Here is a 22,937-nt window from a genome sequence, read left to right as displayed (position 1 = left end):
AAATCCCGGGCGCCTGCTGGCGAGGTGAAATACACGGAATCCGGCCTGATGCTCTAAAGACGCAAAGCGCGCCACAAAAGCGCCATGCCGAAAAAATATTTTTTACGCGTGGTTTGATACAGAAGCAGATACGCCCGCTATACCGGTCACAAAGCGTGTCATACAGGGGACAATCGCCGTGCTTGTGGTCAAAGTTACGCAGTCAACAGCGTTTTCAGCATATGGTGATTAGTCACTTCAAAGGTCGGCGCGATACCGGGCGTGCCAGCTTTTTGGGCAGGATTGAGCCAGCAGGTATCCATCCCGGCTTGCAAGCCACCGAGAATATCGGATTCCAGCGTGTCGCCGACCATCAGCACCGCAGAACGCACAGGATGCCCCATCTGCTCTAGCGCATGATCAAAAATCTGCTGACCCGGCTTGGCCACGCCGACTTCCTCCGATACCACCAGCACTTCAAAATACGCCTGTAAGCCGGTACGCTCCAGACGTATGCGCTGTAATTGCGTAAAACCATTGGTGATAATGCCCATCTTCGTATTGCCATGCAGGGTTTGCAGTAGTTCAGGGACACCATCGATGGGAGTGCTGATCTCCGCCATCGCATGCAGGAAAGCCTGGTTCAAGGCAGCAGGCGTAGTAGACAAGCGCTCTGCCCAACTGGTGAAGCGCAATTGCTGCACATCGCTGGCACTGATTTGATGTTCCTGATAGCGCTGCCATAAGCCCTTGTTCACGACTTGATAAGCTGCGTAATCTGTTTCGGCAAACGCAATGCCAAACTCTGCAAACATCGCCTGCAAGCCACGATAAGCATCAAAGTGAAACAGGGTTTCATCGGCATCGAACAATACCCACTCATATTTTTTGGACACACTTTGCATCGAAACACCCGTGCTGAAAAAAGCAGCCAGTGTAGCGCAGAACCCTAAAGCCCGATTGGGAAGTCAGGCTGGCATAACGCGGGAAAATGTGGCCTCGATCAGCTCCAAAATACTTTCGGGAAATACCATTTAATACTTAGTCGTAAAGAATTCATCATTTGCAGGTATAGTGTTTTTTCGTTATGTCTGGCGTAACACTTTATCTCAGGAGTCGTACTTATCCATGACCACATCAACCAAACTGCTTGTATGTCACGAATGTGATCTGATTTCTGCAGTCGTTGTACTAGCGCCCGGTGAGTCTGCTTACTGTCCGCGTTGCGAAGCGAAGCTGATGAAACATTCAGGTGCCACACCTGAGCAGACTTTGGCGTTGACACTGACTGCGGCCATCCTGTTTGGCATCATGAATCTGTTTCCTTTAATGGCTCTGAACCTGCAGCAGACCAGCAGGGAAGCGACTTTGCTGGGTGCTGCTTTAGCGATGTGGGATAAGGATATGCATATCTTATCCTTGCTGGTGATGCTGACTACGCTGCTGATTCCTGCATTACAAATTGGGCTGGAAATTTATGTGACGGTGCTGTCTTTACGCGGTCACATATCAGCCCACAAACTGGCGACACCTATCCTTATTTTGCAGAAAATCCGGCCCTGGAGCATGATAGAAGTATTCATGCTGGGCTTGCTGGTGTCACTGGTTAAACTTCAGGATTTAGCTGAAATCATCATCGGCCCTGCGTTCTGGTCTTGTGCCGGTCTGATCGTCTGCAGCGCCATCATGAGCAGCATGCTGACACCGCGTAATTTATGGCTATGGGCACAGCGTGGGAGTCAGCATGGCTGATATGACTGATATGACTGAAAACCAACGCCAGCCTCATATCCAGGGCAACAGCGGCGCACAGGCCGGTTATCTGAGCTGTCCGGTATGCGAAGCCTTTTGCCCGGTGCAGGCAGGGCCTCATTGCGAACGTTGCGGCGCCCATTTACATCTGCGCGATCCGCATTCACTGAGTAAAGCGGCAGCCTATCTGATCGCCGCCTACATCCTGTACATACCGGCTAACCTGCTGCCCGTCATGCATACCGAAACCATCTTCGGCGCAGAGGATGACACCATACTAAGCGGCGTGGTGGTATTGCTGTCGACTGGCTCATGGCCGCTGGCCCTGCTGGTTTTCTTCGCCAGCATAATGGTGCCGCTGCTGAAGTTATTTTCGCTGACCCTGTTACTGATCAGCAGCTGGCGTCGCTCACGCTGGCTGCCTTTGCCGCGCACCCGGCTGTTCCGTCTGGTGGAGGCAGTTGGTCGCTGGTCCATGCTGGATATCTATGTGGTGATGGTACTGGTGGCGCTGGTACAGTTTCAAAGCCTCGCTTCAGTGTATCCGGGTGGTGGCGCTTTCGCTTTTGCTGCTGTGGTGGTGCTGACCATGCTGTCAGCTCAGCATTTTGATTCACGTTTAATCTGGGATACGATTGAGACCCATCATGAATGAACCTACACCTGTCGATACGCAGGCAACAAACGCTGTTACTGAGGCTCCTGCGCTGGTAGTGCGGCCACGGCGAAAATATCCTACTGTGGTGTGGATCATTCCAGTGATCGCCGCACTGATAGGCTTGTGGCTGCTGATACACAATATCACCAGCCGCGGCCCGGTCATCACCATCAGTTTCAAATCGGCGGAAGGTCTGGAAGTCGGCAAAACCAAGTTACGTTTCAAGGATGTCGATGTCGGACAAATCAAAGCACTGAGCCTGTCGCAAGACCGGAAAAGCGTGATCGTTACAGCGCAACTGATTAAAAGCGCTGCCGATTTATTATCCAGCGACACCCGTTTTTTTGTAGTGCGGCCACGCATTTCAGGTGGTTCAGTGTCAGGGCTAAGTACCCTGCTGTCTGGCGCCTACATCAGCGTTGATGCGGGTACCTCGCCTGACATGAAAGATGACTTCGATGGTTTGGAAAGTCCGCCGCTGGTGACACGCGATTCAGTCGGTAAAGAATTCGTGTTACGTGGTAAGCAAATTGGTTCGATTACCTACGGTTCGCCTATCCTGTTCCGCCACATCAACGCAGGTCACGTAACGAAGTTCAGTCTGGACCCGGATGGCAAAGGGGTCACACTCAGGGTGTTTATCAATGCGCCGTATGACCAGTATGTGAATGCGGATACACGCTTTTGGCATGCCAGTGGCATGGAAATGACGCTGGATGCGAATGGCGTCAAATTATCAGCTGAATCGCTGACTTCGGTGATCGAAGGTGGTCTGGCATTTCAAAACCGGGACGATGCGATCCCGGACGAGAAACCCGCATTTGAAGGTAGTGTGTACTCTTTGTTTGACAACCGCGAAGAAGCCTTGCGTGCACCCGATACCCGGGTACGCAGCTTTGTTATGTATTTTCAAGAGTCCTTGCGTGGTCTGAGCAAAGGCGCTCCAGTGGATTTGCGTGGCATCGTGATCGGGGAAGTGAAATCAATCGGTGTTGATTTCGGCAGTGATGGAAAGATCCCACGCTTTCCGGTCGAGGTCAGCATTTATCCGGATCGCCTGCGCACGCGTTTGCGCTCAGGTGCCAATGCACCGGATGATGAAACAATGGCCAAAGAAAAGGCCTTACTGAACAGCCTGACCGCTTCCGGTTTACGGGCCCAGCAGCGCACCGGTAATCTGCTGACAGGTCAACTGTATATCGCGCTGGATTTTTTTCCTGATGCACCCGCTGCAAAAATAGACTGGAATAGCGAAGTCCCGGTGCTGCCGACTATAGGTGGTGGGCTGGGTGAAATTCAGGATACGGTAGGACGCATTGCCAAGAAAGTCGACCGGCTGCCTCTCGATAAAATGTCTGCCGATTTGCTTACCGCCATCGCGACTCTGAATAAGACGCTGGAAAACACAGAAAAACTCACGCGTCGTATCGACAGCGATGTGACACCAGAACTCACTGCGACGTTGAAAGATGCCCGTACCACGCTCAATCACGCCAATTCTGTACTGGCCGAAGGCGCGCCTTTGCAACAGGATATGCGCGAATCATTAAAGCAAGTGGCGAAGTCAGCGCGTGCCTTAGCGAATCTGGCTGATATGCTGGAACGCCATCCAGAAGCACTCATCTACGGTAAGGAAAAACCTAAAAATGAAAACAAGTAAGCACTGGCTGTGTATCTGCCTGCTCAGCCTGCCGGTCATGGCGACGTTGAGCGGTTGTGCGAGCACCGCCACAGAACGTTTTTACAGCCTGGACTATGAGCGACAAACCAAGCCAGCCAGCGAGGCCAGCGCACTGGCTTATGAAATTCTGATCGAAAGTGTCAAAATTCCGGATGCGATCAACCGGCCACAATTCGTGGTTCAACATGAAAGTGGTGAGCTCAGCATGCTCGAACATCAGCGCTGGCTGGCGCCCTTGGAGGAACAGATAGCTCTTGCGCTGGCTGGAAATCTGCGTACCAGCTTAGCTTCAGCCTGGGTCACCACTGAACCTGCTGAGCAAGCCAGTTTGCCGCGTTTGCGGCTCAGAATAGAAGTGCAGCGTTTGCTGCTTAAGCCCGGAAAATCGGCTGAACTCGATATCAGCTGGGTCGTGCTGGATAAGGATAGAAAAGCGCTCAGGCGCCAGCATCAGCTGATTACTGTGCCGGTGGCATCGCCTCAGTATGCCGCACTGGCCGCCAGCGTATCCGATGCGATACGCCAGCTTAGCACTGCGATTGCTGTTGACATCAAAGCTTTGCAAGCCAGCTAAGAGGCGAGCAAGGCGGCGCGAGCGTTCATTGATTGCTGGTCATTTCCAGCGCTTGTACCCACGCATCGAATTGCGCCGGGCTGACATACGCGAGCGCCAGTGCCGCTTCGCGCAGGCTGCTGCCTTCATGCTGCGCTTTTTTAGCGATGGCAGCGGCCTTGTCATAACCAATATGACGATTCAAAGCCGTCACTAACATCAGATTACGTTCCAGGTTACTTTGAATACGATCCAGGTCTGGCGCTATCCCGCTGGCACAGAACTGATCAAATGCAGTACAGGAATCTGCCAGCAAGGCAATGCTCTCCATCACATTATGCAGCATCACCGGCTTATATACATTGAGCTGAAAATTCCCTTGCGTACCCGCAAACGCGACCGCCGCATCATTGCCAAAAACCTGTACGCAAACCATGGTTAATGCTTCACACTGAGTAGGATTTACTTTGCCCGGCATGATAGAAGAGCCAGGCTCCGTTTCCGGTATGCGTAATTCACCGATACCGCAGCGCGGCCCACTGGCCAGCCAGCGCACATCATTGGCCATTTTCATCAGGCCACCAGCCAGCGTTCTGAGCGCCGCCGATACCTGCACCATAGCGTCATGCGCAGACAAGGCAAAGAATTTATTGGATGCAGAACGAAATGGCTGCCCAGTCAATTGCGCAATCCGGCTCGCAGCCAGATCACCAAATTGTGGATGCGCATTTAAGCCGGTGCCGACAGCCGTACCACCGATGGCCAGATCGTATAAGCCGGGCAAAGCCGAATGAACCGCTGCCAGGCCAAAGTCGATTTGCGCCACCCAGGCACCTATTTCCTGCCCTAAGGTAATCGGCGTCGCATCCTGTAAATGGGTGCGTCCGGTCTTGACCACATCATGGTAATCCTGCGCTTTCTGCGCCAGCGTATTTCGCAATTGCGTCACGGACGGGAACAGCTGTGCAAACAATTCAGACACCACGGCGATATGCATGGCAGTCGGAAAAGTGTCGTTGGAGGATTGTCCGCGATTGACATGATCATTCGGATGCACCGGCTGCTTACTGCCCATCACACCGCCCGCTAATTCGATGGCGCGATTGGATATCACTTCATTCGCATTCATATTTGATTGCGTACCTGAGCCGGTCTGAAACACCACTAAAGGAAAGTGCCGGTCCAGCGTTCCGGCGATGACTTCATCGGCTGCCTGCATGATCCATGCCCCCAGCTGTGGCTCCAGTTCACCCAGTTCCACATTCGCTTCTGCGGCTGCGCGCTTGAGTATGCCAAGTGCGCGGATGACCGGACGCTGCCAGCGGAAACGCGCCACCCCGATAGGAAAATGATGCACCGAGCGCTCGGTCTGCGCACCCCAGTAACAGTCGGCAGGGACAGCGATACTGCCCATGGAGTCTGATTCAATTCTGCTTAATTGCATGATTTTCCCTCTGGTTTATCGCATCATGCCGAAGTGCGATGCGTCACAACAAAAACCCAGACAAGCATGTCGCCTGCCACTCACTCTTATTCACTCAAATTATGCACCCAGCTGTTAGTCAGCACAAACGACAAGGAATCAAAGTACAGTCTGGCCTACAAAAGCTAGCTGTCTGAAATGATCAAAAAACGCCTGACCTTCCGTGTAACCCAAGCTTAAATCCACACGCAGCAAAAAAAGCAGAAGATAGACACCAAGGTGCAATCACCGCCTTCATATCATCCAATCAAGCCCAGGCCTGCTGCAAGCTGCGATGAAAAACGGCATTCAATTTGGTGGTGATATGTTCGCGTTGTGCTGTAGTGGGCACGATTGCTTCCAGCCGCTCTAACTCGCGTTCAACAAATGCGTTAATGCTTAGCACCGGTGATGACAGACCTAATTCCGGCGCTGCACGTTTTTGTTCGAGCAGCGCATGAATGTCGGCGACTAAGCCTGGTTCATCTTCGATCAAATGCAGCAATTTGCTAAACTCTATCGGTGCTGCGCTGCCGTAACGCTGCAGCCAGCGCACGGTCAGCAAAGGGCGTAGAACGTAGAAATATTTTTTAAGCGGCACCAGATCCGCTTTCAGATATGTCCGGTAATTGGTTTTCGCCATGCTTCTGTAATGGTAGATCCCATTCTGGCACGAATAGATTTCCGGCAGCAGCTGACGCACGTCTTGCGCAAAGCACGTATTTTCTGCGTAGATGACAGGCGACTGTATCCATTCGACGAATGCGGGATTCGATTTCCGAAACAACCGCAAGGCTTTGCGTACATCCCAGCCGTTCAGGTCGATCTCATCAACGATAGGATATTCGATCACATCGCGTTGTTCTTCCAGGCCCACTGACAAATACCAGTCACGCGGATTGGCGTAGATAAAGCGCGCATCGAAGTCGCTGTTGGGCGACTCGAAGCCCCAGGCGCGGCTCCCCGATTCAACCGCAAGCAATACGCGCACACCGTGTTCATCTTCTGCCCGGCGGATACGGCGCACTATCTCTTCGCGCACGGTCTCAGGTATCCTGTTCATATCCATTCTTCTTTCTGATTAATTTGATCGCCATGGCTGATGCCAGGCTGACGATGCTTAAGGTGAAGCGCAGCTTACTGCAAAACAGTTCGCTCCCCTTTGTTCAACACAGAACTTCACGGGCAAAAATTTTTCTATCAATGCGGCGTTAGTTGTAAAGTGTTCGCTGATGAGATTAGTGGTGAATGTGCCGCCCACCAAAGCCAGCGGCAGCAATAACTGATCCGCCAAATGCTCACCAACGACAGCATCGCCCGCCAGATAACGCCTGATCTCATCGCAGGCGAGCTGTGCCACATATTCACTCGATCTGGTTTTATGCCCATATGCAGTCACGACTTCGGTATGTGCACGACTCTGCACACTCAGCATCAAAGCATTGCCGATGCCATGTGAATTACGTAAGCCCTGATGCTGTAAACTGTCGCGCGGCCACTGCAAATGACGTTCAACTTCGCTGAGTTGTTTCGCAGTGACAGCAGGATCCAGATTGGCGGTCAGACACAGTGCCTGTTGTCCGACAAATTCTCCGCGCGTTTGTAAATCGAGTGCATTACGCTGCCGCCACGGACGAATTTGCGCCTGTAATTTTCCACCGCCACCCGGATAGAAACCATGCTTAGCCAGACTGAGCACGGTATCCACACCCATTTTCGCGAGTACAGGAAAAAAGCTGAATTTTAAAAATTCAAAGGATGGCGCCATATCCACATGGGTGCCGCCCTCTATCGTCACCTGACTCTCCGCATCGGCAAACAACAGCGGCCACAACACCGTTTGCAATACCAGGGCACAGCTACCGGCGGTGCCAATCGCGTAAGCATACTCACCCGCACGCACCGGCCCTGGTTCAAAGCTCAGGCTATCACTGCCGATTTCATCGCCAGTAACGACGGCAGCTGAAATTTCAGTAGCCGCACGCACACAACTCAAATGCTGACGCATTAAGCCCGGCTTACTGCGCTTCGCGCGGATCTTAGTTAGCCGAACCGGCGTTTGGGTCAGGATAGACAAGGAGAGGGCGGTGCGTAATATCTGCCCGCCACCTTCTCCTTGTGAAGCGTCTATGTCTAACACAGACGCCGCTTTATTCTTAGAATTTTCAGCCTTTAACACATACCACCTGCTTTAAGGTATACACAATTTCAACCAGATCTTTTTGCGCATGCATGACGGCATCGATGTCCTTGTAGGCCATCGGGATTTCATCAATCACATCCGCATCCTTACGACATTCCACGCCCTGCGTCGCAAGTATCTGATCCTCAAGAGAAAACAGCTTTTTAGCCTTGGTCCGGCTCATGGTTCGTCCCGCACCATGACTGCAAGAGCTGAAGCTGTCTTCATTTCCCAAACCACGTACGATAAAACTTCTGGCGCCCATCGATCCCGGGATAATGCCCAACTCACCCTTTTTCGCGGATACCGCACCTTTACGGGTGACATACACATCCTCGCCAAAATGCCGCTCTTTCTGCACATAATTGTGGTGGCAATTCACGGCTTCCAGATGGGTTTGAAATGGCTTGGAAATGATTTTACGCATCGCGTCTATCACATGCTGCATCATGATTTCGCGATTGGTTTTGGCGAATTTCTGCCCCCATCCTACGGCTTTCACATAATCGCCGAAGTATTTACTACCTTCTTCGAAATACGCCAGATCCTGATCCGGGATATTGCACAAATGCTGCTGCATATCTTTTTTTGCTAACTCGATGAACAGGGTACCAATCGCATTCCCGACACCACGCGAACCCGAGTGCAGCATAATCCAGACCGTATCCTGTTCATCGAGACAGATTTCTATGAAATGATTGCCGGTTCCCAGCGTACCCAAATGCTTATGCTGATTGGTCTTTATTAACTGCGGGTAGTCAGCGGTGATTTCATTAAACACGCCTTGCAATGACTTCCAGGCCTCATCCACCAATGCAGGTGGACGGTCACCCCAGGCACCTTTATCCCGACTACCACGGACAGAGGTACGACCGTGTGGCACAGCCTGTTCTATCGCAGCACGCAAAGGTGCCAGATTGTCGGGCAAATCTTTGGCGGTCAATGTGGTTTTGCAAGCGATCATGCCGCAACCGATATCAACCCCGACGGCAGCGGGAATAATCGCTTTATGGGTAGGTATCACACTGCCTATGGTCGAGCCTTTTCCGAGGTGTACATCGGGCATTACAGCCAGATGCTTATAGATGAAAGGCATACGTGCGGTGTTGATCAACTGCGCTCTCGCATCGGCCTCAACCGGTACTCCTTCGGTCCACATTTTGATCGGCGCAGCATTGTCTATTTCCAGTAACTGGTAATTTTTATTCGTCATTTTCTTTTTTCTTTCTGTTCTTTTTATTTGCAGGAGGGGATGCATCGTCCCCTGCTTTACGCATCGCTCAGGCTTTAATCTTGATGAGTCCGTTTAAGACCTGATCCAAGCCACCAAAGACGGATATCTTATCAATACGTTCCGCGACTTTTTCCAAAGTCTCCAATTCTTTCAAGCGCAGCGCAATCGGATTACTTTCCATCACACGGGCAGTATTCAACATAGAACGGGTCGCATTAGTTTCTTCGCGCCGGCGTATCACATTGGCCTGAGCGGCTTTTTCAGCTTCAACTACCTGTGCCAGCAATACCTTCATCTCACCTGGTAACACGATATCTTTCACACCTATGCCAGCGACACGCAAGCCAAAGCCAGCCAGCTTTTCCTGCACATACTGATCAACCACACGATCAATGACCTGCTTATCTTCCAACAACTCGTCCAGGCTGCGGGTTCCAACCGCCGCGCGCAGCGCAAACTGCAATTCGCGGTAGATATGCTCAGCAGGTTTTGCCAGGCGTGCATAAGCCAGACTGACATCATCGTACTGCCAGTGCGCATTCAGGTTAATACGCAAATTCACTTTATCGCGGGTCAAAATTTCCTGACCTGAGACTTCCAGCACCTGCAAGCGGGTATCGACCAGTTCCAGCTGTATGTCGCGATTAAAACGCCAGTAAGCAGTTTTACCAGGTGTGAGCTGCGCCACTAACTTACCATCGACACGCAACAAACCGACAAAGGATTCCGGTACTTGTGCCGCTAAGATATTCTGCAGGCCAGCCACCGCTTTTCCGCGCAGAGCAGGTTGTGCCAGATAAGTTAACAATTTTTCCGGAACCTGATAATTCTCACGTATGCTCACACGCTCAAAGCTTTGCGCTGCACCCCATTTCCAGAATAATTTACGGCTACCCGGTGCTAAAATCTCAACCAGACTCGCATGTTCGTAACGCAAAACCACTTCTTCATCACCGACATCGGCGACGTAAAAATTCTCTTCTGTCACTGCCGCTTCGTGCTGACGTAAATACTCGGCGACCGGGCCGTCGAATTCTACCTTGCCCATATCGACAAGCTGACAGGTATAAGTCGCAAACAAACTACGGCGCACATGTTCACCCGGGCCCAGAATTTCCTCGAATTCCTTATCTTTAAATAAAATGGCCCGTTCATTTTTTTGTACTTTAATTTTCATGATTCTCTCTTTTTTCTCTTCTGTTATTGAACCAAGGGGGAAGGGTGGTTTGCAGAGGACGACAATGTGTCTCAGCTAAATCGAGCAGGAAGGTATCGTGCCTGATTGTTGACGCTTGCTTTCATTGCGGCACACAAACAAGACTGAAACATCCCTGGTCAGATCGGTGATGACAAATTCCGGTCAACTACAATGAGGAAGCGTTTTACCTGTTCAGTTTACGCGCCTCCCACCCTTTACTACTTGTGTTACATGCATACCCGGTTAAGGTAAGTGGAGTGGGAATCGAACCCACTAAGAACTGAGTATTTGTCAGTGGCTCTACCAAATGAGCAGTCCATTTCCAGCGATGTCGGGAATCGAACCCGGATAAATTCACCAGAACATCGCAAACTGTTTTCATGACATAGCTGCGGCATACTTCCTGCCGATACACCTGACGGAAAACCGTGGTGGAGGCGGAAGCACCGGAAGGGCTTTGGAACCCTTACCTGTTGCAATCCATGTCGTTGAAGACCCTGACTGTATTGCGATAAGCGTGCCAGCTCGGCACAGTTTTCTAAAAAAATTTGCAAATATCTGATTCATAAGGATATTTTTTAAAAACAAAATACTTTGCAAAAATTTCACGTCTATAGGAAAATCAAATTCATATATTTTCAGATACGTATTTATAAAAATGGATAATGTGATTTTCAGCTTTCTGGGCACTACGCTGGATGCCGGGTTCAGCGCGCAGCGTTGGAGCCGCTGGCGTCCGACGATAGCGCTGTGCCAGCAAGAGGATATGTTGGTCCATCGGCTGGTCCTGTTCCACATCGGCGCGCATGACGCTTTACTCAGGCTGATTACCGCAGATATCAAACGTATCTCACCGGAGACTGTGGTCGAACCGGTACTGCTGCGCATGCGTGACCCCTGGGATTTCGTTGAAGTGTATTCAGCACTGCATGATTTTGCGCGTCGCTATCAGTTCAACACCGAACAGAATAACTATCTGGTGCACATCACCACCGGCACCCACGTTGCGCAGATTTGTCTGTTCCTGCTGACCGAAACACGCTACTTCCCCGCGAAGCTGCTACAGACATCACCACCACGCAATCCTCAGCGCGATGACAGCAGTGCATTCGCCATCGTCGATCTGGACCTCTCGCAATACAATCAGTTAGCCAGCCGCTTTGAAGCCGAACGGGAAGAAGACCTGTCCTTTCTCAAATTCGGCATCGCGACCCAAAACGCCGCCTTCAATGCCACGATCGCCGAGATCGAACAAGTCGCGCTGCGCTCTTCCTCACCCATACTGCTGACCGGCCCGACAGGAACCGGCAAGTCTTTTCTGGCGCGACGCATTTACGAATTAAAACGCGCCAAACATCAGTTGCAAGGCGACTTTATCGACGTCAACTGCGCTACCTTGCGCGGTGAAGGCGCCATGTCTGCTTTGTTCGGCCATACCAAAGGCGCATTTACCGGCGCCTTACAAGCTCGCGCCGGTTATCTGAAAGCTGCTGAAAACGGCTTACTGTTTCTGGATGAAATAGGTGAGCTGGGCTTAGATGAGCAAGCCATGCTACTGAAAGCGATCGAAGAAAAACGCTTCTTCCCCATGGGCAGCGACAAAGAAATCTCCAGCCAGTTTCAGCTTATCGCCGGCACCCACAGAGACCTGAGTCAGGATGTCAGGGATGGGCGTTTTCGTGAGGATTTATTCGCGCGCATCAATACCTGGCTATACACCCTGCCCGGCCTGAAGGACAGACGCGAAGACATAGAACCCAATCTGGAATTTGAACTGGAACGCATCGCCGGCCAGCTAGGTAAAAAAGTGCGCTTCAATTCCGATGCGAAAAAAATCTATCTGGATTACGCGATGGCGGGCAGCACACAATGGGCAGGAAATTTCCGCGACCTGTCAGGCAGCTTGCTACGCATGGCGACGCTGGCCGATTCCGGCCGCATCGATCAGCCACTGGTACAAGCCGAAGTACAACGCCTGAGCTTGCGCAACCAAGGATCTGAGCAAAGCGCGCTGGCGACGCAGTCAACCCTCAGCCACCCGGACTGGATCGCGCTGCAAACCCAGATCGACCCTTTCGACCGCGTGCAATTAGCCTATGTGATCCAGATCTGCCAACAATCCGCCAGCCTGTCCGACGCCGGCCGCAGCTTATTTGAGCACAGCCGCAAAGACAAAAAAACCCCGAACGACGCCGACCGCTTACGTAAATATCTGAGTAAGTTTGATTTGAGTTTTAGTCAGGTGCAGGGGTGGTGAGGGGGGCTGCTCTTGATGCGGAAACTGAGCCGCCTGATCTGGCTAGTCTGCACACTGCGCATTCCCCAACAGGCAGATATTATGGCGCACAAGTCTTCAAAAAAATCATGCGTGATTTTCGTGTACTTTATATTTCTGCATAAGAAACTCTTGCCCTGCAAGCTGAGTTGAAAAACATCTACATAGTAAAAAACAGTAATACTCTCACCGCGCTTTTCTGGTGATGAGAGCATTTAACCAATAGCAGGAAACAAGACTTAGCCTGTAAAACCTTCCAGCACAATTTTTCCACGTGCTTTATCGCTTTCAAGCAACGCATGTGCACGCTTTAGATTACCCGAATTGATGTTGCCGAAATGCTGACCCAGCGTGGAGCGTATGACGCCTGCGTCTATCAGCGCGGTAACTTCAGTCAGTAAGCGATGCTGCGCGAGCATGTCGCTGGTCTGAAACAGAGAACGGGTGAACATGAATTCCCAGTGTAGCGAGACGCTTTTACGTTTTAGCTTCATCACATCGGTGGGGACAGCTGGGTCATCAATCAGGCTCAGCTTGCTGTTTGGTGCAATCAATTCAGCCAGATCGGCATAATTCTGATTGGACGTGGAATCGCCTGTAAGTCAGAACTGGATGTATGGGACGACATCAGAACCGGACTTCTGATCGCCCTCTGCGAGCAATGGCAGGGAGCGACAACGCCATTACTTTACTATGCACTGACCGTCGGCAACTTAGTCCTGCAGTACAGCTAATCAGAAAATTTCTGCCAAAACGGTTGCGAGAGATGTTAAGTATATAACAGCGTAACTGGGTAAGAATGTAAGCCAGAGTATTTAAAATACGAGCGTTACCCACGAAAAACATGACAAGCAGATACTCGGCATAAGCGATTAATAAACCATGAAATGAGGCCAATGCCGTAATCGCAATATTGTGAGAAGTGCAGAAAATTCGCTTGGAGAATGATAAAAAAGTCACGTATCAGACACTTGGCAAAAAAAATTAACGCCTTTTTCTAAAAAAGCAATTTCAACAGTGTAAAACGAGTGATTGACATCATTCATATATAACAATATTATTTTTTATCCAAAATTAACTACAAATATTAAAAAATGAAATCAATTTTCAAATCAGCAGTGGTTTGCGGCGCTACCGTTTTCTTTGCTACAGGATGTGCAATGGTAGCGCCCAGCTACAATACATCGATGGATAACGTGCAATCACTGAAAAATAATAGTCAAACTCAGTTGAAAGTAACTCCATTTACTTCTGAAAAATCTTCTGATAATCACAACACCATTTCTATTCGTGGTTCATCCTTGGCCTCACCGTATGATCAGTCATACTCCGCATATCTGACTACCGCGTTAAAACAAGAGCTTCAAATGGCAAACCGCCTGTCAAATGATGCTGCAATAGAAGTAACCGGCACACTACTAAAAAATGATATTGATGCTGCTGGTTTCAGTACTGGATATACAACAGTTTCAGCACGTTTTATCGTAAAAAAAGACGGTAAAGAAAGTTACAATCAGGTAAAAACTGTAAAGCATGAATTCAGTTCGTCGTTTATGGGAAGCATTGCAATTCCTTCGGCTGTTCAGTCTTACAACGTTGCAGTACAAAAATTACTTGCATCCCTGTTCGCTGACAACTCTTTCAATCAAGCAACTAAATAACTAACTAATTATGTTTCGCATACTAAAAATAGCGACTGTGTTAGCCGTACCAGTATTAATGGCAGCCTGTGCACATCCGATTACCCTGAAATCTGATCTCGACAAAATATCTGCAGTACAAACAAGTCAGAAAATTGATAAAAGCGTTGGATACTACATCGATCCGGCTTCACTCAATGCTGAAGTAACAACTCCAGGTGGTGGTGGTGACAAAGTAAAGTATTCACCTTATCAGGACATTGAGCCTGGCTTTTATAAAGTATTGTCAAACGTATTTAAGGATGTGAACCGCCTGAAATCTCCGCAAGAGAAAGAGCTGATTACAAAATACGATATTTCACTTATTTTTACGCCTATCATTCTGACAAACTCGTCATCACCCAGCCCATTAACCTGGCCACCAACAAAGTTCACAACTGAGCTAACCTGTAAAGTTACAGATAAAAATGGTCAATTGATCGTTGAGAAAAAAGTAGTAGGTGATGGTGCTGCGGAGTTCGACGAATTTAAGCGAGATCACTCTTTAAGCGCACGCCGCTCTACCGAGGATCTACTACAGAAGCTGCAGAAAGTCTTGCTAGAAACACCAGAACTCAGAAAATAAAATCATAGGTGCTTGGTTTGTGCCAAAACAACAGCGCAAACCTATTCTTTTCAGCAATGGCATCAACCTAAAGTGAGTGCATAGGCGTTTTCATAAGCTTGCTTGGGATCGGTCCCAAGTCTGCGCTGTGGGGTTATCCCAAATCCTCTACAGCGAGGCTACGATAAATCAAGAGCTCGATTGTGCTCACGTTTAAATGCAAAAATGCCCAGGCCTGATCATCCAGGTTTGGGCATTTTTTTGAAGATTTTTAGTTGACGACTTTAATAAGCAGTTTACGACTTTAATTATCGGGAACATCAAAAATGACTAAAGCAAATAAAGTTGGTCGAACTCATCAAAGCTAAGCTCTTGATTTTTTTTGCAACCAATTTGATATCAAAGTTGGTCGAAAATAGTTTGAAATATGCCTTAAAAAATAACCGTCAAATAAAGTTAGTCGAGATAAATTTTGTAAGGGATTAACGATCAACAAGAGCTATCATATTGAAGAAAAACGTTATCTTTCCGCTGAATCTAATCCGCATTAAATCATGGTCTACTGTTCAAGCGAGATATGCCATTTTTTTGGGAAATTGAAAGTTATGGCTTTAGCTTTCACGAGCCAGAAAGAGATGACTGCCACAAAGCTAAGAGGATAAATGGTAGCGATGTGGCAGCCGTAAACGAAAATTAAATATTTGTTTTGGATGCCGGGCGTCATGCAACAAACCTTAGATCAGCCCATATCATCCGAGGAGTTGCTACTCCCCTAAGGGAAGAAAATGCCCAATCAAGTTTGAAGCCTTTTTTTCGGAAACCCAATTAGCATGCGGATGCTGCGACCTGAGTTAACGCCAGCTTCAACTCATTAGCACCACCAGCTTGGGCAGCATTGTTGCTGCGCCATGCAATGATGCCATCGGGGCGAACCAATACAGCACCGTATGGCGGGATGCCGAATTTCGCTGAGAACGTTTCAGTATCCGCAAAATGTACGTCCTGCCCGATAAGAATCAGTTTTAGCTTCAATGCATCACCCGCCTCTCGCCAAGCTGGTGCCTCTGCGAGCAAAACGAACTCAAGTCCAAGCAGGTCCAGACTAGAAATTCGCTCGCCAGCCGTGTTTGTTAGCCAAACATGCGGAGCTCGCGTCCCTGGCTGTCCTGCCCATTCAATTGGCGATGCCGCGGCAGGAAGTTCTGGTCCGGCTCCGATGACTGCGGAAGATCGCACCAGTTGGCCCAGTTCCATTGCGTCATTTCTGAAAAGTGGATCGGCTTTGAAGCCAGAATCCACCCATTTGGCATAATCTGGCCGGGAAAAGGTCTGTTGATGGCGAAGCCAACCGATCGGGCGTCGTTCGGTATCGTAGGTGTCGAGTAGCAATGCATCGGAAGTACCATCCAGTACGCGTTGCAACTTCCACGCTAAATTCCACACATCATCAATGCCGGTGTTTGCACCAAAACCACCTCGGGTTGGGGGAAGCTGATGCGCAGCGTCTCCGGCGAGAAATACACGTCCTTTTTTGTACTGCGTGGCAATGCGACCAGCCATTTCCCAGCGCCCGGTAGTGATGATGTCAAATGCCATGTCGCGACCCAAGGCTTGGCGAATCGCAGCACGCAATTCATCCTCGCCGCGCTCGTTATCGTCAACGAACATCAACAGCCAGCGACTATCGTTGTAGGTTGTCAGGAAAGCGCGGAAATTTTCCTGTTCGATTTCAAACTGTTGGGCGCCGCGCGCAAGGTATTGATCAGCCTCAGGACATGTAAAAAGCACGCTACGAACCGTTCGGACATGCCCTACACCTTCACGAGCAATACCTAGGTGCTCGCGAACAGGGCTGTCGGCACCATCTGTAGCAATGAGGTAATCAGCAGAGATAGTGTATTCCTGCCCGTTATTCCGATCTCGCAACTGTACAACAATTTCATCCTCACGATCTTCGAAATGCACTAACTCGGTGCCTAGGCGCAGCTCCGCACCCAACTCTAAAGCCGCCTTACGTAGTATTTGCTCCAGTTTGTCTTGCGCAATGGCCGCACCTGTATTCGGCGACAGCCCCGAATTATATTTATCGGCTTCGCCAGGTGTCCAAGCATGCTCGCTTAACCACTTACCAGCAAGATTTGTTACCGTGACACGGCGCAGACGGAATTCAGGAGGTGTCTGAGGAATGCGGTTGGCAATACCAACCATGCGATAGTGCTCCAGCGTGGTTTCGGTGTAACCCATGGCGCGCGGATGAGTAGAACTGCCAATGTGTTTTTCCACAAGGATATGGGGTACGCCACGCCAAGCAAGAAAAAGAGATGCCGAGAGGCCAACGAGGCTTCCGCCGATGATGAGAACAGGGGTATGTAACATGATACGTCCTTTGTGCTTAGGTCAATGAATTGACGATGAACAGATGTAGGACGTGTGCAAAGTACGAGGAGGGATTTGCCGAACGGCACAAGAGTGCTGCTCAGCTTTCGACAAAGGCTCCACGAGAAATCGGCGCACGTCCGCTCTCGTCGTGGTCATTCAGCATATTCCTGAACGCATTTTGACGTTCCTGATGGAACGTTGACCGGGGCTCACCACGCCGGTCCACCTTTTTCGACTGGAGGAATTTTATCATAGGTCTAGAAATCTTTGACGTAACCACCTCGCGCATTTCCAAACAACGAAAGACTCATTTTTTTCAAAGGATATTCGCAAGCTGCATGTTGACAACTTGAAATACTAAATGAGGTTTCTTAGGGAACGGATTCAGTAACGCCCTCACTTCTGGGCTAAATAATGGCATGACTATTTCCCAATTTTCAGGAAAGCATGCCTTAGGTGAGTCGGCCGCTCGAGCCATATCAGCCGAGCATACCCAGATAAAGCGGTGGCAGAGCTGTAAGACCAGCGTGTACGTTGCGGGTTACGTCATCAGCCAGGAGCTCGGATTGTTCCGCTTCCAGTGCTGCGAGCGCCATTTGCGCAACTTCATCAGGCGATGCTTTTTCTCCTGGGACTCCGCGTGCCATATCGGTATCCATGAATGCAACATGAAGCGATAGTACCTCCGTCCCCTGTGCCTTCAATTCCTGCCGCATCGCATTACTCAATGCCCACGCTGCCGACTTAGATGCGCTGTACGTACCGGTCACACCTGGTAGGGTGGCCCAACTGAGCGCCGAAATCACATTGATGATGGCGCTCTCACTGCTCGCGGCCAGGGTCGGCGCGAATGCCTGCGCCATACGCAAAGGCGCAACTGCGTTGACCTCAAATTGTTGACGCAATGCGTCGACAGAGGTAGCTGCCAGCACAGAGCCCGAACCACCGATACCAGCGTTGTTAATCAGTAGATTAACATCACCCAATTCGCTTACAAGCGAGTCAATCTGATCAGGGCGGGTGACATCGAGCAGCACCGGCACCGCACCAGCTTCCACAATGTTCGAAGGGTTACGGGCGGCGGCATAGACCTTAGCAGCGCCGGCAGCCAGTAGCGCGCGGACGAACGCAGCACCCAAGCCACGATTAGCACCCGTGACGAGCGCGATAGAGCCTTGAATTTTCAATTTAGTGATCTTTCGAAAGAGGGTTTAGGGACGCGATGCAAGATGCAGCATCACGTAGTGTTCATAATGACCCACGCCATTTTTGACGATTGGATCTTGCGAAGTAAAAGACGTGATGTCTTCTTGATCTGCGATCTGGTATAGCGAGACACCGTAACCACCGTTTTCGTCGATCACTGGACCATGTGCGACGATCACGTTTTTTGCGAGCAGGTCATTGAGAAAAACACCGTGTTGCCCCATCCACGTGAGTTCATCTGCCGACATCGTGGTAAGGAAATCAGCACGCGGGGGTACGAATTTGCACAGGTAATATTTCATTTTTTTGCCTTTTCATTCATTTGCAACTGCTTATTGCCTTCGCCAATGTAATAGCCCATATTACTTTCCACTTTCTCAAGTCCGACGTTTTGGTACATCTTGCCAAAGACAGGCAAGCGCTGCTGCAGGCCAGGAAAGAGATTTCGTAAACGCGCTGTACGAAACCATACGCTCAGCTTCTTTAGGGAATACCGTCTCATTGATGCGCTGCTTGGTTGTGACAAGTGCGGCCTTGTCGAACGAGGAGAGGCGACGGGCCATCCGTTCGACAAAGCCATCGAGTTGAGCATCAGGCAGTACACGAGTGACCCAACCGTACTTCTCCGCCAGCTCGGCGCTATAATCATCGCTGCTCAAAAATGCTTCCAAGGCGCGATCACGGCCGGTAAGACGCGTCAACATGTCAGTGCCGCCACCGCCGGGGAACAAGCCGATGCCGACTTCAGGCTGATCGAAGATGGCGTTCTCCTTGCTGGCGTAACGCAAGTCGAACGCCAACGTCAGTTCATTCCCACCACCCTGTGTCCGCCCACGAATTGAGGCAATAGTGACAAATGATGCGTTTGACAGATTAGTAATAAGTTCAACCCACAACGGCCGGTTATCGGTACCACTCTGTCCAAGGAAGGCAGGAAACTGGTTGGTGTCAAAATGGTTGAAAAAATAGCCGTTCATATCGCTGACGAAGATCACTACCTTGATCTGCTCGTCCTTACTTAATGCCTTCACGGCGTCATTCAAGGCAGCGATGGTTTCAGGAACAATGAAATTGATAGGGGCATTAAAAAAATGTACTTGGGCAATCGACGCCGACAGGCGCTCAACACGGATCGTGCTGTGAGCCTGAGTCGGTGTAGCTGTCGGAGTTGAGGTCGTAGCTTGCTTAGTCTCTTGTGCATAGACGGCGTTGAGCGACAGTACGCCGGAAAAGATCACCGCTGCAATCAGTTTAATCTGGTTCATAAATACTTTCGTTGAATGTTGTGAGTTCGTTGTGGCGCCCGTTACGCCGTTGGGGTATGACTTGCCGCAAGACGTTTTCCCGCCTCAGCGGCCAAGACCAGCACAGTGCTGGCAGGTCGCATCATGACCATGAAATCGCTGATCTTTCCTTCCTGATTGAATTCAACCAGGTCAACTCCGAACACGATTTCAGCACCGACGCGGGCACTAAACTCCATTACATAGCCGGTCTCTCTACCGAAATGCCGAAGGTAGGTAAATTCCTGCATCACATCAAAGACTGCAGACAAGATCGCGACCATCGTATCTTTGCCATGGTAGGGTTCAATCGCCGCCGGATTGCGAAAAACAACGTTCTCTGTCAACAGGGCTGGGAGGCTGTCCCAATCCGAGGAAGCAACAATGCGGTGCCATTCAGCTAGTCCATTCTGGGCCGCCAGATGGGGTATGCCCGTCTGGATGTTTTGGAAGGAATGCGTATCAAGCATACTCATTTAAATCTCCTAAAATTTGGTTTATCAGCGGCATCAGTTCATCGAGTTACGCCGCAAAATCGCACAGCAATTACGCTGCTGTTTTCACACTCTTAAGAATCGAACCCTCAAACATTTTTGGTGCATAGTTCTGCAAGAAAAGAATCATTCCAGTCATCTTTCCCACTGGGTTGCTGAACTTCGGCTCTTTAGTCTCTATGATCTTGCTGATGGTGCAGATGACTGCATCGGGTGCTTCGGCCCCGTCGATACCTTTTTGGGTGGCAGCACGCACCTGTTTGCGATAGTTGTCGTAGTCCGTGATATTGCTACCTGTCGACAAGACTGAATTTTCGGCAAGCTTGGTCTTAAACCAGACCGGCTCCACCATGCTGACCTTGATGTTAAAGTCGTTCAACTCAAATCGCAGCGCCTTGAAATAGCCTTCCACAGCATGTTTTGATGCCGAGTAATAGGACAGATTCGGCGGACCGATCAGACCGACGATCGAACTGACGGTAATAATTTGGCCACTTTTCTGTTTGCGAAAATAAGGTAGCAAAGCATTGGTGACCTTCACTGTTCCCCAAAAGTTTGTCTCAAACTGTTGGCGGCCAACTTCGACAGGCGTTTCCTCTGCAATCCCCGTGACCATGTAGCCGGCGTTGTTGATCAAGACGTCTAGGTGGCGTATATGCGTGAATAGCTCTTGCGTGAATGACCTGATGGAGTTGTCATCATCAATATCGAGACGTAGCATCTTAAACGGCACGTTGCGCGCATATTTTTCCGGCTGACGGGAAGTACCTATTACCGTGTAACCCTCGCGATGGAGTTTATTGGCAAGCATCAGACCAAAGCCGGACGACGCGCCGGTAATTAAGACTGTTTTTTTCATGTGTTACCCCATATTTGTTGAATGAAATTGCTCAGCGATTCGGTACACACGGGGTGACAAGTAATTTATCTGCCCCCTTACCGTTACCGATACTTTGCCTACAATTTACGCTACCATCACTAGCAGAACACGCCAATTTAGCTGCCGAACACGCCAATTGAAAAAAGTGAAATTGGCGCGTTTTGCTATTGCAGTGGCATATTTGGCCCGCTACACTTTCGCTTGTGAATACTAAAACCACCCATATACCGGTAAGCCGCCAAAGCCGGATATTTGAATACGCAATCTGGCCAGGATGGCGCCTTTTGATGCAGGACGCCGGCATTTCAGCATCGCCGGTTTTGCGACGGGCGCAGCTGCCAGGGGACTTATTTGCCCGCCAAAACGTTCGTCTGGATCCAGTTAATTTTTTTAAGCTATGGACTGCGATCGATGAAGAGGCTGCATCTATTGATTCGGAACTACCGACTGCATTGCAAATAGCGAAGGTCATGTCGTCCGACTGGTTCGATCCCGAATTATTTGCCGCGCTATGCAGCGCAAACCTCGCCAGCGCGCTCGAACGGATTGCAAAATATGTCAGGCTGATCGCGCCAATGATCATCAAGATCGACCGCAGCTTTGCTCATACAACGATCACCATGGATTTCATGGACCATACTCAACGGCCACCAGAGGTGTTCCTGATATTTAAGCTAGTGTTTTTCGTCCAGCTGGTGCGGTTGGCTACACGGAGCCATGTACTTCCCCTGCGCGTAAGCTGGCCCTCCACGCTTGATGCGCATCGTCATACAATGGCTTACCAACACTATTTCGGCATTGCTGTCACTGATGCTCCGCTAGCTACTGTGGTATTTTCTAATGAGGATATGACGCGGCCATTCCTGACCGAAAATCACAAAATGTGGTTATTTTTTGAGCCCTCATTACGCCAGAGATTGGCGGATCTGGACAAGACGGCAAGTATGGTGGAGCGTGTGCGCAGCGCATTGCTGGAAGCGATGCCCGCTGGTGAGGTGTCCATACAATCGGTCAGTCGCAAGCTAGCGGTAAGCATACGCACGCTCCAGCGTCGGCTTCAAGATGAGGGAACCAGTTTTCAACATACGCTTGACAATTTACGACAGTCACTTGCCCAACACTATCTGCGCAATACAGAGATGTCGAGTGCTGAGATCTCTTTCCTGTTGGGCTTTGAAGACTCGAACTCGTTTGCCAGAGCGTTCCATTCGTGGACAGGCAAGACCCCGCAAACAGTACGCCTTCAAGATAATTTATAGGGCTACCTTGAGTAAAACAGCAAGTTCGCAAGGTCGCTGCGTTATATCGCAGCGATACTGACAGATAGCATTTCCAAGGCCAGAAATCATCAACTTGGTTGAAGAGAAAATCGGCGATATGCGTCAGGATATGGCGTTAAACGCTTCGGGGTAGACATCGTTGGCCCTGGCCGTGCCGGCAGGTGAGTAGTCAGTGTTCCAGTTCATTACGCACGGGC

Annotated in this window: 20 protein-coding genes and 1 pseudogene; 8 read left to right on the top strand and 13 right to left on the bottom strand. The window is 50.0% G+C overall.

Translation table 11 applies throughout. The features are described from left to right. Positions 1 to 194: 194 nt before the first annotated feature. Entirely contained in the window at positions 195 to 884 is a 690-nt protein-coding gene (yjjG, locus tag H8K43_RS03555) for a pyrimidine 5'-nucleotidase (RefSeq protein WP_186902604.1), read from the bottom strand. Positions 885 to 1,218: 334 nt separating this feature from the next. Here yjjG and H8K43_RS03550 point away from each other — a divergent pair, with 334 nt between their 5' ends. Genes H8K43_RS03550 through H8K43_RS03535 form a run of 4 tightly spaced genes read left to right on the top strand, consistent with a single transcriptional unit; the run spans position 1,219 to position 4,644 of the window. Further along, positions 1,219 to 1,731: a paraquat-inducible protein A gene (locus H8K43_RS03550; protein ID WP_186902603.1), complete on the top strand. Its 513-nt coding sequence runs from the start codon at positions 1,219 to 1,221 to the stop codon at positions 1,729 to 1,731. A 1-nt stretch (position 1,732) separates the two neighbouring features. Then, entirely contained in the window at positions 1,733 to 2,386 is a 654-nt protein-coding gene (locus tag H8K43_RS03545) for a paraquat-inducible protein A (protein ID WP_408058489.1), read from the top strand. Continuing rightward, positions 2,379 to 4,049: a PqiB family protein gene (locus H8K43_RS03540; RefSeq protein ID WP_186902602.1), complete on the top strand. Its 1,671-nt coding sequence runs from the start codon at positions 2,379 to 2,381 to the stop codon at positions 4,047 to 4,049. Before H8K43_RS03545 ends, H8K43_RS03540 begins: the two co-directional genes overlap by 8 nt. After that, positions 4,036 to 4,644 carry a PqiC family protein gene (locus tag H8K43_RS03535; protein ID WP_186902601.1) on the top strand — a complete coding sequence of 203 codons (609 nt, stop codon included), beginning with the start codon at positions 4,036 to 4,038 and terminating at the stop codon, positions 4,642 to 4,644. Before H8K43_RS03540 ends, H8K43_RS03535 begins: the two co-directional genes overlap by 14 nt. Before the next feature lie 25 nt (positions 4,645 to 4,669). Here the strand turns inward: H8K43_RS03535 and fumC are convergent, their stop codons facing one another. From fumC to H8K43_RS03510, 5 genes are all read right to left on the bottom strand, one after another. After that, positions 4,670 to 6,067: a class II fumarate hydratase gene (gene fumC, locus H8K43_RS03530; RefSeq protein WP_186902600.1), complete on the bottom strand. Its 1,398-nt coding sequence runs from the start codon at positions 6,065 to 6,067 to the stop codon at positions 4,670 to 4,672. 286 nt (positions 6,068 to 6,353) lie between these two features. Further along, positions 6,354 to 7,148 (bottom strand): nucleotidyltransferase domain-containing protein, encoded by a 795-nt coding sequence (locus H8K43_RS03525; RefSeq protein ID WP_186902599.1) that lies wholly within the window; start codon positions 7,146 to 7,148, stop codon positions 6,354 to 6,356. A 57-nt stretch (positions 7,149 to 7,205) separates the two neighbouring features. Further along, positions 7,206 to 8,225, bottom strand: a complete 1,020-nt coding sequence (gene rtcA / locus H8K43_RS03520; RefSeq protein WP_186902598.1) for an RNA 3'-terminal phosphate cyclase — start codon at positions 8,223 to 8,225, stop codon at positions 7,206 to 7,208. Between the two features lie 25 nt (positions 8,226 to 8,250). Further along, the gene (locus H8K43_RS03515) at positions 8,251 to 9,480 is read right to left on the bottom strand and encodes an RtcB family protein (RefSeq protein WP_186902597.1); all 1,230 of its coding nucleotides are present in this window, start codon (positions 9,478 to 9,480) and stop codon (positions 8,251 to 8,253) included. A gap of 67 nt (positions 9,481 to 9,547) precedes the next feature. After that, positions 9,548 to 10,678: a slipin family protein gene (locus tag H8K43_RS03510; RefSeq protein ID WP_186902596.1), complete on the bottom strand. Its 1,131-nt coding sequence runs from the start codon at positions 10,676 to 10,678 to the stop codon at positions 9,548 to 9,550. Positions 10,679 to 11,357: 679 nt separating this feature from the next. Between H8K43_RS03510 and rtcR the strand changes: the two genes are divergently transcribed. Further along, positions 11,358 to 12,956: an RNA repair transcriptional activator RtcR gene (rtcR, locus tag H8K43_RS03505; protein WP_186902595.1), complete on the top strand. Its 1,599-nt coding sequence runs from the start codon at positions 11,358 to 11,360 to the stop codon at positions 12,954 to 12,956. A 257-nt stretch (positions 12,957 to 13,213) separates the two neighbouring features. Here the strand turns inward: rtcR and H8K43_RS03500 are convergent. Then, positions 13,214 to 13,558, bottom strand: a pseudogene (locus tag H8K43_RS03500) (zinc-binding dehydrogenase); the annotation flags it as partial. 510 nt (positions 13,559 to 14,068) lie between these two features. Between H8K43_RS03500 and H8K43_RS03495 the strand changes: the two are divergent. Together H8K43_RS03495 and H8K43_RS03490 are read left to right on the top strand one after the other, a co-directional pair. Continuing rightward, positions 14,069 to 14,635: a hypothetical protein gene (locus H8K43_RS03495; protein WP_186902594.1), complete on the top strand. Its 567-nt coding sequence runs from the start codon at positions 14,069 to 14,071 to the stop codon at positions 14,633 to 14,635. Between the two features lie 37 nt (positions 14,636 to 14,672). Beyond that, positions 14,673 to 15,239 carry a hypothetical protein gene (locus H8K43_RS03490; protein WP_222610955.1) on the top strand — a complete coding sequence of 189 codons (567 nt, stop codon included), beginning with the start codon at positions 14,673 to 14,675 and terminating at the stop codon, positions 15,237 to 15,239. 804 nt (positions 15,240 to 16,043) lie between these two features. On the opposite strand, the gene H8K43_RS03485 is transcribed toward H8K43_RS03490, so the two are convergent. From H8K43_RS03485 to H8K43_RS03460, 6 genes are all read right to left on the bottom strand, one after another. Then, positions 16,044 to 17,594, bottom strand: coding sequence for an FAD-dependent oxidoreductase (locus H8K43_RS03485; protein WP_186902592.1), 1,551 nt, complete (start codon positions 17,592 to 17,594; stop codon positions 16,044 to 16,046). A 482-nt stretch (positions 17,595 to 18,076) separates the two neighbouring features. Further along, positions 18,077 to 18,784 carry an SDR family oxidoreductase gene (locus H8K43_RS03480; RefSeq protein WP_186902591.1) on the bottom strand — a complete coding sequence of 236 codons (708 nt, stop codon included), beginning with the start codon at positions 18,782 to 18,784 and terminating at the stop codon, positions 18,077 to 18,079. 24 nt (positions 18,785 to 18,808) lie between these two features. Further along, positions 18,809 to 19,105: a YciI family protein gene (locus tag H8K43_RS03475; protein ID WP_186902590.1), complete on the bottom strand. Its 297-nt coding sequence runs from the start codon at positions 19,103 to 19,105 to the stop codon at positions 18,809 to 18,811. Positions 19,106 to 19,180: 75 nt separating this feature from the next. Next, positions 19,181 to 20,068 (bottom strand): enoyl-CoA hydratase/isomerase family protein, encoded by an 888-nt coding sequence (locus H8K43_RS03470; protein ID WP_222610954.1) that lies wholly within the window; start codon positions 20,066 to 20,068, stop codon positions 19,181 to 19,183. 41 nt (positions 20,069 to 20,109) lie between these two features. Next, on the bottom strand, positions 20,110 to 20,562 hold the full coding sequence (locus H8K43_RS03465; protein WP_186902589.1) for a nuclear transport factor 2 family protein: 453 nt from the start codon (positions 20,560 to 20,562) through the stop codon (positions 20,110 to 20,112). 70 nt (positions 20,563 to 20,632) lie between these two features. Next, positions 20,633 to 21,439 carry an SDR family NAD(P)-dependent oxidoreductase gene (locus H8K43_RS03460; protein ID WP_186902588.1) on the bottom strand — a complete coding sequence of 269 codons (807 nt, stop codon included), beginning with the start codon at positions 21,437 to 21,439 and terminating at the stop codon, positions 20,633 to 20,635. 308 nt (positions 21,440 to 21,747) lie between these two features. On the opposite strand from H8K43_RS03460, the gene H8K43_RS03455 reads away from it, so the two are divergent. Then, positions 21,748 to 22,719 carry a helix-turn-helix domain-containing protein gene (locus H8K43_RS03455; RefSeq protein ID WP_186903006.1) on the top strand — a complete coding sequence of 324 codons (972 nt, stop codon included), beginning with the start codon at positions 21,748 to 21,750 and terminating at the stop codon, positions 22,717 to 22,719. Positions 22,720 to 22,937: the final 218 nt, after the last annotated feature.

The organism is Cognatundibacterium curvum (genome assembly GCF_014284235.1).
GTDB classification, from domain to species: domain Bacteria; phylum Pseudomonadota; class Gammaproteobacteria; order Burkholderiales; family Burkholderiaceae_D; genus Undibacterium; species Undibacterium curvum.
This window is presented reverse-complemented; position numbering and strand designations above follow the sequence as displayed.

Bases quoted from the DNA above. Each gene is read 5' to 3' on its own strand.
- yjjG (WP_186902604.1), bottom strand. From the start codon at position 884: ATGCAAAGTGTGTCCAAAAAATATGAGTGGGTATTGTTCGATGCCGAT.
- H8K43_RS03550 (WP_186902603.1), top strand. From the start codon at position 1,219: ATGAAACATTCAGGTGCCACACCTGAGCAGACTTTGGCGTTGACACTG.
- H8K43_RS03545 (WP_408058489.1), top strand. From the start codon at position 1,733: ATGACTGATATGACTGAAAACCAACGCCAGCCTCATATCCAGGGCAAC.
- H8K43_RS03540 (WP_186902602.1), top strand. From the start codon at position 2,379: ATGAATGAACCTACACCTGTCGATACGCAGGCAACAAACGCTGTTACT.
- H8K43_RS03535 (WP_186902601.1), top strand. From the start codon at position 4,036: ATGAAAACAAGTAAGCACTGGCTGTGTATCTGCCTGCTCAGCCTGCCG.
- fumC (WP_186902600.1), bottom strand. From the start codon at position 6,067: ATGCAATTAAGCAGAATTGAATCAGACTCCATGGGCAGTATCGCTGTC.
- H8K43_RS03525 (WP_186902599.1), bottom strand. From the start codon at position 7,148: ATGAACAGGATACCTGAGACCGTGCGCGAAGAGATAGTGCGCCGTATC.
- H8K43_RS03515 (WP_186902597.1), bottom strand. From the start codon at position 9,480: ATGACGAATAAAAATTACCAGTTACTGGAAATAGACAATGCTGCGCCG.
- H8K43_RS03510 (WP_186902596.1), bottom strand. From the start codon at position 10,678: ATGAAAATTAAAGTACAAAAAAATGAACGGGCCATTTTATTTAAAGAT.
- rtcR (WP_186902595.1), top strand. From the start codon at position 11,358: ATGGATAATGTGATTTTCAGCTTTCTGGGCACTACGCTGGATGCCGGG.
- H8K43_RS03495 (WP_186902594.1), top strand. From the start codon at position 14,069: ATGAAATCAATTTTCAAATCAGCAGTGGTTTGCGGCGCTACCGTTTTC.
- H8K43_RS03485 (WP_186902592.1), bottom strand. From the start codon at position 17,594: ATGTTACATACCCCTGTTCTCATCATCGGCGGAAGCCTCGTTGGCCTC.
- H8K43_RS03475 (WP_186902590.1), bottom strand. From the start codon at position 19,105: ATGAAATATTACCTGTGCAAATTCGTACCCCCGCGTGCTGATTTCCTT.
- H8K43_RS03470 (WP_222610954.1), bottom strand. From the start codon at position 20,068: ATGAACCAGATTAAACTGATTGCAGCGGTGATCTTTTCCGGCGTACTG.
- H8K43_RS03465 (WP_186902589.1), bottom strand. From the start codon at position 20,562: ATGAGTATGCTTGATACGCATTCCTTCCAAAACATCCAGACGGGCATA.
- H8K43_RS03460 (WP_186902588.1), bottom strand. From the start codon at position 21,439: ATGAAAAAAACAGTCTTAATTACCGGCGCGTCGTCCGGCTTTGGTCTG.
- H8K43_RS03455 (WP_186903006.1), top strand. From the start codon at position 21,748: ATGCAGGACGCCGGCATTTCAGCATCGCCGGTTTTGCGACGGGCGCAG.